The sequence below is a fragment of the Actinomadura harenae genome (genome assembly GCF_003696215.1).
GTDB lineage: Bacteria > Actinomycetota > Actinomycetes > Streptosporangiales > Streptosporangiaceae > Spirillospora > Spirillospora harenae.
The window spans coordinates 1-7,173 of record NZ_RFFG01000200.1; the positions used below are offsets into that span (position 1 = coordinate 1).

A 7,173-nucleotide genomic window follows, 5' to 3' on the forward strand; every position below is an offset into this window, starting at 1 on the left:
GGACGGCGGCGACGAGCCGGGGGCCGCGGGCGCCGTGCTCGCCGAGCGCGTCGCCGTTCTCGGTGACGACCAGGGCGCCGAGCAGCCCCGCCGTGAGGACGGACGCCGCGGCGATCGGCGTCCTGGAGCGGCGGCGGACGGGCTGGGGCGAGGAGAGTTCGAACGGCGCGGCGTCCACGGGGAGCCGGATCTTCTCGGCTGCCTCGATCACCGCCCACGGGTCCTTCACGCCGAGGCCGACGAGCGCGTCCCGGACCTGGTAGCGCGACCGTCCCTCGACGGTGCGCAGCACGCAGGCGACGCGTTCCGGCATGTCCAGCCGGGCGAGCGCGCCGGTGAGCGCCGGGTCGGGCAGCCGTCCGGGCAGGGCCTTCAGCCAGGGGTTCAGCCCGGCGCGCAGCAGCCTGGACGGGCGCGCCGCGCGCCGCAGGACCCGCGCGCGCAGCCGTGCCTCGGCGCTCCCGGCCTCGGCCGTGCCCAGGGGCGCGACGAGGCCGAGCGGTCCGGACAGCGCGCCGTCCACGATGCGGCGGGCCAGCGCCAGGCGGTAGACGCGCTTCTCGGTTCCCGGAAGGACGAGATACGCCATGCGGACGAGGTCGCCGTACAGCGCCTCCGCCCGGGCCTTCGTCGTGACGTCGTCCGGCATCGCGGCGACTCCTTCTGCGCATGCTCCCGCGGATCGATGACGACCCCAAGCTAGGGAGCGCGAAGGTGCGCCGACGCGGAATTGAAGGAACGCTTAACGATGTCGCCGGACATGCCTTCCATTTCCCGACAAGAAGGGCCCGGGAAGGGGTTCAGCCGCGCCCGATGGCCCCCGTATAGGTGTCGACGGTGACGTTGCGGCCGGTCAGGACGACCACGAGCCGCCCGGTGACCTCGGCCTTCCCGGCGAGGACGGCCGCGACCCCGGCGGCGCCCGAGCCCTCGGCGACCAGGCCGTGCTCGGTGAACAGCCAGCGCATCGCGGCGTGGATCTCGGCGTCCGACACGTGCGTCAGGACGGGCCGCGCGGCGGCGGCCAGGCCCGGGGTGACGGAGCCGGGTTCGAGGTTGCCGACCAGGCCGTCCGCGACGCTGTCGCCGACCTCGACCGGGACGACCCGCCCGGCGGCGACGGCGGCCGACAGCCCGCGCGACACCGACGCCTCGACGCCGACCAGCCGGACGTCGTCCCGCGTGGACGCCCAGAGCGCCAGGCCCGCGAGCAGGCCGCCGCCCCCGACCGGGACGACGACGGTCAGCGGCCCGTCCGTCTGCTCGTCCAGTTCGACGCCGATGGTGCCCTGCCCGGCGATCACGTCCGGGTCGTTGTAGGGCGAGACGAACCGTCCGGGCAGCGACAGCGCGTGCGCCTCGGCGGCGTCGTAGTCCGCGCCGTGCCGGACGAGCGCGACCGGGTAGGACGCGATCCTGGAGACCTTCGCCGGGGACGCGTGCTCGGACACGACGACGGTCGCGTCCACACCAGCGCGGGCCGCGGCGTGCGCGAGGGCGAGGCCGTGGTTGCCCGCGCTGGCGGTGACGGCGGACGCCCCGGCGGGCAGTCCGGCGATCGCCGACAGCGCGCCCCTGATCTTGAAGGAGCCGGTCGGCTGGAGCGTCTCGGCCTTGAGCAGGGCGCCGGGCGCGAGGGCGGTCGGCAGCACCGGCGTCGGGTCGAGCGCGGCGGCGACGCGTCCGGCGGCGACGCGCAGGTCGGCGGCCGTCGGGGGCCGCACCTCCCGGGGCGCCGTGTTCTTCGAAGGGGACACCATGGGAGGAATATATTCACCGACGGCACAAGGGATCTCCCTGGGACGGACACGATGCGGCATCCCGGGTTGTGCCGGGGACCGGGGCGGGGTAGAAGGCGGGGCATGACCACCGCACTGCCCGAACTGCCCTTCGCCGACTGGGCCGACACCAAGGACACCCTGCACCTGTGGACGCAGATCGTGGGGAAGATCCAGCTCGCGTCGACCGCGCCCCGCAACCACTGGTGGCACGTGACGCTGCGGGTGGACGAGCACGGCTACTCCACCCAGCGCCTGCTGCACGACGGCGTCCACTTCCGGATCTCGTTCGACCTCGTCCAGCACCGCGTCGTCGTGCGGACCCGTGACCGCGAGGAGGCGGTCCCGCTCCGGGACGGCCTGTCGGTGTCGGGGTTCTACTACGAGCTCGAGGCGCTGCTGCGCGAGCTGGGCATCCGCGTGAAGATCAAGGCGGAGCCGTTCGGCGTCCCGATGACCACGCCGTTCGCGGACGACACCGAGCACGCCTCCTACGACAAGGCGGCCGTCGAACGGTTCCGGGACGCGCTGGTCTGGGCGGACGACACGTTCTGCGAGTTCCAGAGCTGGTTCGACGGCAAGGCGAGCCCGGTGCAGCTGTTCTGGCACAGCTTCGACCTGGCGACCGCGCGGTTCTCGGGCCGTTCCGCGCCGCCCATGGAGGGCGTGGACCCGGTGACCGCCGAGGCCTACAGCCACGAGGTGATCAGCTGCGGCTGGTGGGCGGGCGACCGCAACTACCCGCACTCGGCGTTCTACTCCTACACCCACCCCGAGCCGGACGACCTGACCCGGCAGCCGCTCTCGCCCGCCGAGGCGTCCTGGGAGCAGACCGGGATGACCCACCAGGCGCGGCTGCCCTACGACGTCGTCCGGAAGGCCGACGACCCGCGCGGCACCCTGCTGGACTTCCTGCAGAGCGCCTACGCGGCCGGGGCCCGCACGGGCACCTGGCCGTTCGAGGACCTCCACTCCTCCTGGTGCCCGCCGAGGGGCCGCGTCACCGCCCTCTGAGCAGGGCGTCCGGCGGTGGGCCGGGCCGCGGCCGCCTCCGGGACGTGTCAGGAGGCGGGGCGCGGACGGCCCGCCCGCAGGCGCGCGCTCCCGTACCCGGCCACGCACACGACGACGAGCGCGGCGAGCACCGCGAGCAGCGGGTTCACGTAGCCGGGCACCGTGTCGGCCCCGCATGAGGTGTCGCTCAGCGGCAGCAGCGACTGGCCTCCGTCATGGTTCGGGACGGCTCCGTCCGGTGTGGCCCGGCACACACGGTCCTTGACGTCCTGCATGGCGTCGTCGAAGTGGGTGAGGCCGAACCCGTAGGTCGCGGCGAGGGCCAGCAGCCAGGTCCAGGTCATCCGCGACCAGACGCGCGGGCCGTTCCGCGCCCGTACCGCGCGGACGGACCCGACCGCCATCACGCAGGCGGCCGACGCGGCCAGCGGCCATCCGAGCGTCAGGGCCAGCGCGCCCAGCAGGGCCAGGAACAGCGCCCACCTCGGCGAGACGGCGAACAGGAGCAGCAGCCCGACGAGCAGCAGGACCGAGCCCCCGGCCGCGACGCGTCCGAGGTCGCCGGGCCGCGCGGAGGACAGCGCGGGGGCCGCGAACAGCGCGAGGAGAAGCCCGGGAACGCCGACGAGGCCGACCATGTTGACGGCCCCCTCGCCCTCCAGGGCGGCCGAGAGCGCCACTCCCCCGGCGAACGTGAGCCCCGCGGCGATCCAGTACCTCATGCCCGCACCCCACCGCATGGACCGGCTTTTCGCAACGCCGATCACCACAAAGTCGATCATGTGGGAAGGCCGACTCGGATGTGACCGAACGCGGGGCTTACCCCCTACGTCCTACTCTTGGGCAGCGCGATCCGACAAGACCCGAGGTGGACGTGAACGACCAGGTGAGCATCGCCGACATGTTCGACCGGCTGACCGGCACACAACAGGCCCCGCCGTGGTGGCTGGTGGCCCTGGCCGCCCTGGTGGCCCTGGCCGCCGTCGCGCACGGCCCGACCTGGCGGCTCGCCCGCAACGTGGTGACCATCGCGCACGAGGGCGGGCACGCCCTGGTGGCGCTGGTCACAGGCCGGAAGCTGGACGGCATCAAACTGCACTCCGACACGTCCGGCGTGACCGTGTCGCGCGGCAAGCCGCACGGGCCCGGCATGGTGTTCACGGCGATGGCCGGGTACATCACGCCGCCGCTGCTCGGGCTGCTGTTCGCCGCGCTGCTGGCGGGCGGCCGGATCACGCTCATGCTGTGGTTCTCGCTGCTGCTGCTCGCCGGGACGCTGGTCATGATCAGGAACGCCTACGGCGCGCTGTCGGTGATCCTCACCGGCGCGGTGGTGTTCGGGGTGTCCTGGTTCGCCGGTGAGACCGTCCAGGCCGTCTTCGGCTACCTGGCCGCCTGGTTCCTGCTGCTCGCGGGCACCCGTCCGGTCGTCGAGCTGCAGCGGATGCGGACCCGCCGGATGGCCCCGAGCTCCGACGCCGACCAGCTCGCGCACCTGACCGGCGTCCCCGGCATGTTCTGGGTGACGGTGTTCGGGCTGGTCGCGCTGCTGTCGCTGGTGGCGGGCGGCGCGCTGCTCATCCCGGACGGCGCGTCCACGCCGCACCTCTGAGCCGCACCTCTGAGCGGCACCTCTGAGCCGCAACTCTGAGCCGCAACTCTGAGCGGGCCGAAGGCCCCCGCCGGCACGCGTCCGGCGGGGGCCTTCGTGTTCCCCCTCGCGGGAGGAGGCCGTCGTGCCTAGCGGCAGAGGGCGGCGTCGATCGCCTTGGTGATGTCGGCGCGGAAGGCGGGCTTGGCCTCCAGGCCCGGGTCGGACTGGTTGTAGGTGATCACGGCCTGGCGCTTGCCGTCCGGGCTGGTGTAGGACCAGGTCCGGTAGCCCGGCCAGCCGCCGTCGTGGCCCCACGCGAACCCGCAGGACGTCTTGATGCGGGCGAGCCCGAGCCCGTAGTTCTCCTTCACCCAGTCGTCGGTGACCGGACGCGTCGTCATCATCGCCTTCTGGACGCGGGCGGGCAGCAGCTTCCCGGTGACCAGGGCCCGCTGGAACCGCGCCACGTCGTCCACGGTGGAGACGATGCCGCCGGACGCCCAGCCGCTGGACGGGCTGATCATGGTGCTGACGTCGCCGTACTGGCCGAAGTAGCCGTGCACGTAGGAGCCGTGGAAGCCGGTGTCGGCGACGGGCAGGAACGTGTGGCGCAGCTTCAGCGGCTTGACGATGCGGCGCTGGAGCTCGACGCCGAACGGGTGGCCGGTGACCTTCTCCACGATCATCCCGGCGAGGACGTAGTTGGTGTTGGCGTAGTTCCACTTCGCGCCCGGCTTGCTGAGCGGGGCCTTCTCCTGCGCGATGTCGACCAGCTCGCGCGGCTTCCAGACGCGGCCGGGGTTCTGCCAGATCCGCGGGTCCTGGACGTACTCGTTCAGGCCGGACGTCTGGGCGAGCAGCTGCCGAACGGTGATCTTCCGGCCGTCGTTGCCGTTGCGGGTCAGGACGCCGGGCAGGCGGCGGGCGACGGTGTCGTCCAGGGACAGCTTGTGCTCGGCGACCAGCTGCAGCACGATCGCGGCGGTGAAGGTCTTGCTCACGCTGGCGATGCGGAACCGCAGGTCGGGGGTCATCTTCTGGTGCGTGGCGGTGTTCGCGTAACCGGCGGTGACGTGGGTGACCTTGTCGCCGCGGCGGGAGAGCGCGATGACGCCGGGCTGGCCGTCCTTGACCAGGCGGTCGGCGGCCTGCTGGAGCGCACTCGCCTTCGGGGCGGTGGAGGCGGAGGCGGCGAGGGCCGTCGCCGGCACGACCGCGGCGGTCAGGGCGGCGGTGGCGAGGGAGGCGGAGGCGATGCGCTGCATGGTGTTGTTCACGTGCTCAAGCCTGCCGACCACCGCTTTCGTTCCCCATGGGCTTGAACACCGACCGGCTGGTGTACCTGAGTACACCTGTCCGCACACGGCCACGCGCTCGCCATCGCGGACGCGCCGACGGACCATGGGCCATGGCCGCGAAGAAGCTGGACCGAGGGTCCTACCACCGCAAGCGCAAGGCCCGCCTCCGCGCGCGCAGGCAGCGCAGCCGTCCGACGGCGGGCAAGGGCCGGGGCCGCTGACGGGCGGGCCCCGAACGGGCCTCGAACGGGCCCCGCACGGTCGCCGCACCGGCCGGGGAAGGCCGACTTATGGGTGCTGACCAGGCCTTCTGACGCGCTGTCGGGAACACCGGAGAATGTCGTACCCGGCGGATAGGTTCGACGGTGTGAGCGAGGATTCGAACGCGGGTGGGCGCGGGCGCGATCCGAAGACCGCCGAGCGCCGTGAGCGGCGGGTCGACGACGGCCTGGCCGAGCTCGACCAGTGGCTGCGCGACCAGGTCGCGCAGGGTCTGGCGCGGGCCGAGCGGGCCCCGTACCGGCTGTGGGACGACGCGTCCCGGCGGCTGGTCGACGCGTCGGCCGGGGCCCTGGCCGGGCAGGTGAAGGCGCTCGCCGGGGTGCCGCGCCGCGCGGGCTGGCCCGACCGGCTGCTCGCGGAGTACGCGCTGCTGCGGCTGCTCGTGCGCGCGTACCAGGGCCGTGACGCGCTGCCGCCGCGCCTGCGTGAGATCGTGCGCGCACGCATCGGGTTCACCCTGCCGCACGACGAGGTGCTCGCCCACGGCGAGCGGGTCCACGACACGTGGTGCGTGATCGGCGCGCGCGACACGACGCTCGACCAGCTCACCACGCGCCGCGTCTGGCTGCGCGGCATGGAGAGCGGGCGCCCGGCGCTGGTGCTGTCGTTCGCGGCCCGGGGCCGTCCACTGGACGCGTCGTTCAGGCTCGGCGCCGGGGTGGACGCCGTGCTGGCGTTCTATCCGGACGGGCTGCGCGCCCTCGCGGCCGAGCGGTCCGAACGCGCCGGGCCGCGGCGGGCTCCGGCCGGGACGTCCGTGCGCGGCCTGCTGGACGAGTACGCGGCGGCCCTCGCCGGCGATCCGTGGCTCGACCACTGGCCCGCCGTGCTGACGCGGGTCCGCCCGGCCCGGGACGAGCGCGGTGACCTGCACGTTCTCGACGCCGACGGAGACGCGCTGCCGGTCCGGGCGAGTGACCCGTGGCCGCTGCTGGCGGTGTCGGGGGGCGGGCCGGTGACGCTGTCCGGCGAGTGGACGCCGGACGGGCTGCATCCGCTGGCCCTCTGGCATCCCGACGAGGGGGTCGTGCCACTGTGAGCACCTGGGCGGAGAACGCGGGCGACCGGCCGGAGGCTGCCGGTCGCCGGCCGGACGACGCTGGCGGCCGGCCGGACGACGCTGGCGGCTGGTCGGAGCATGTGAGCGCGGCGCTGCTCGGCACCGACCGGCGACGGCCGCCCCCCGGGGAGACGCCGGCCCGCGACC

At 73.8% G+C, this 7,173-nt stretch carries 7 protein-coding genes; 3 read left to right on the forward strand and 4 right to left on the reverse strand.

Annotation, left to right across the window (positions count from 1 at the left end):
• Both EBO15_RS42155 and EBO15_RS42160 read right to left on the reverse strand, forming a co-directional pair.
• Positions 1-649: hypothetical protein (locus EBO15_RS42155; protein WP_407643403.1), on the reverse strand; the 649-nt coding region annotated here is incomplete at its 3' end.
• A 151-nt stretch (positions 650-800) separates the two neighbouring features.
• The gene (locus tag EBO15_RS42160) at positions 801-1,760 is read right to left on the reverse strand and encodes a pyridoxal-phosphate dependent enzyme (RefSeq protein WP_122200045.1); all 960 of its coding nucleotides are present in this window, start codon (positions 1,758-1,760) and stop codon (positions 801-803) included.
• Positions 1,761-1,862: 102 nt separating this feature from the next.
• Between EBO15_RS42160 and EBO15_RS42165 the strand changes: the two genes are divergently transcribed.
• Positions 1,863-2,792, forward strand: coding sequence for a DUF5996 family protein (locus tag EBO15_RS42165; protein ID WP_122200046.1), 930 nt, complete (start codon positions 1,863-1,865; stop codon positions 2,790-2,792).
• 47 nt (positions 2,793-2,839) lie between these two features.
• Here the strand turns inward: EBO15_RS42165 and EBO15_RS42170 are convergent, their stop codons facing one another.
• Entirely contained in the window at positions 2,840-3,514 is a 675-nt protein-coding gene (locus EBO15_RS42170; RefSeq protein WP_122200047.1) for a hypothetical protein, read from the reverse strand.
• 179 nt (positions 3,515-3,693) lie between these two features.
• On the opposite strand from EBO15_RS42170, the gene EBO15_RS42175 reads away from it, so the two are divergent.
• Positions 3,694-4,404: a M50 family metallopeptidase gene (locus EBO15_RS42175; RefSeq protein WP_122200050.1), complete on the forward strand. Its 711-nt coding sequence runs from the start codon at positions 3,694-3,696 to the stop codon at positions 4,402-4,404.
• Between the two features lie 128 nt (positions 4,405-4,532).
• On the opposite strand, the gene EBO15_RS42180 is transcribed toward EBO15_RS42175, so the two are convergent.
• Positions 4,533-5,663, reverse strand: coding sequence for a serine hydrolase domain-containing protein (locus EBO15_RS42180; RefSeq protein WP_158628507.1), 1,131 nt, complete (start codon positions 5,661-5,663; stop codon positions 4,533-4,535).
• Between the two features lie 388 nt (positions 5,664-6,051).
• Between EBO15_RS42180 and EBO15_RS42185 the strand changes: the two genes are divergently transcribed.
• Positions 6,052-7,005 carry an SWIM zinc finger family protein gene (locus tag EBO15_RS42185; protein WP_122200049.1) on the forward strand — a complete coding sequence of 318 codons (954 nt, stop codon included), beginning with the start codon at positions 6,052-6,054 and terminating at the stop codon, positions 7,003-7,005.
• The last annotated feature ends 168 nt before the right edge of the window (positions 7,006-7,173 follow it).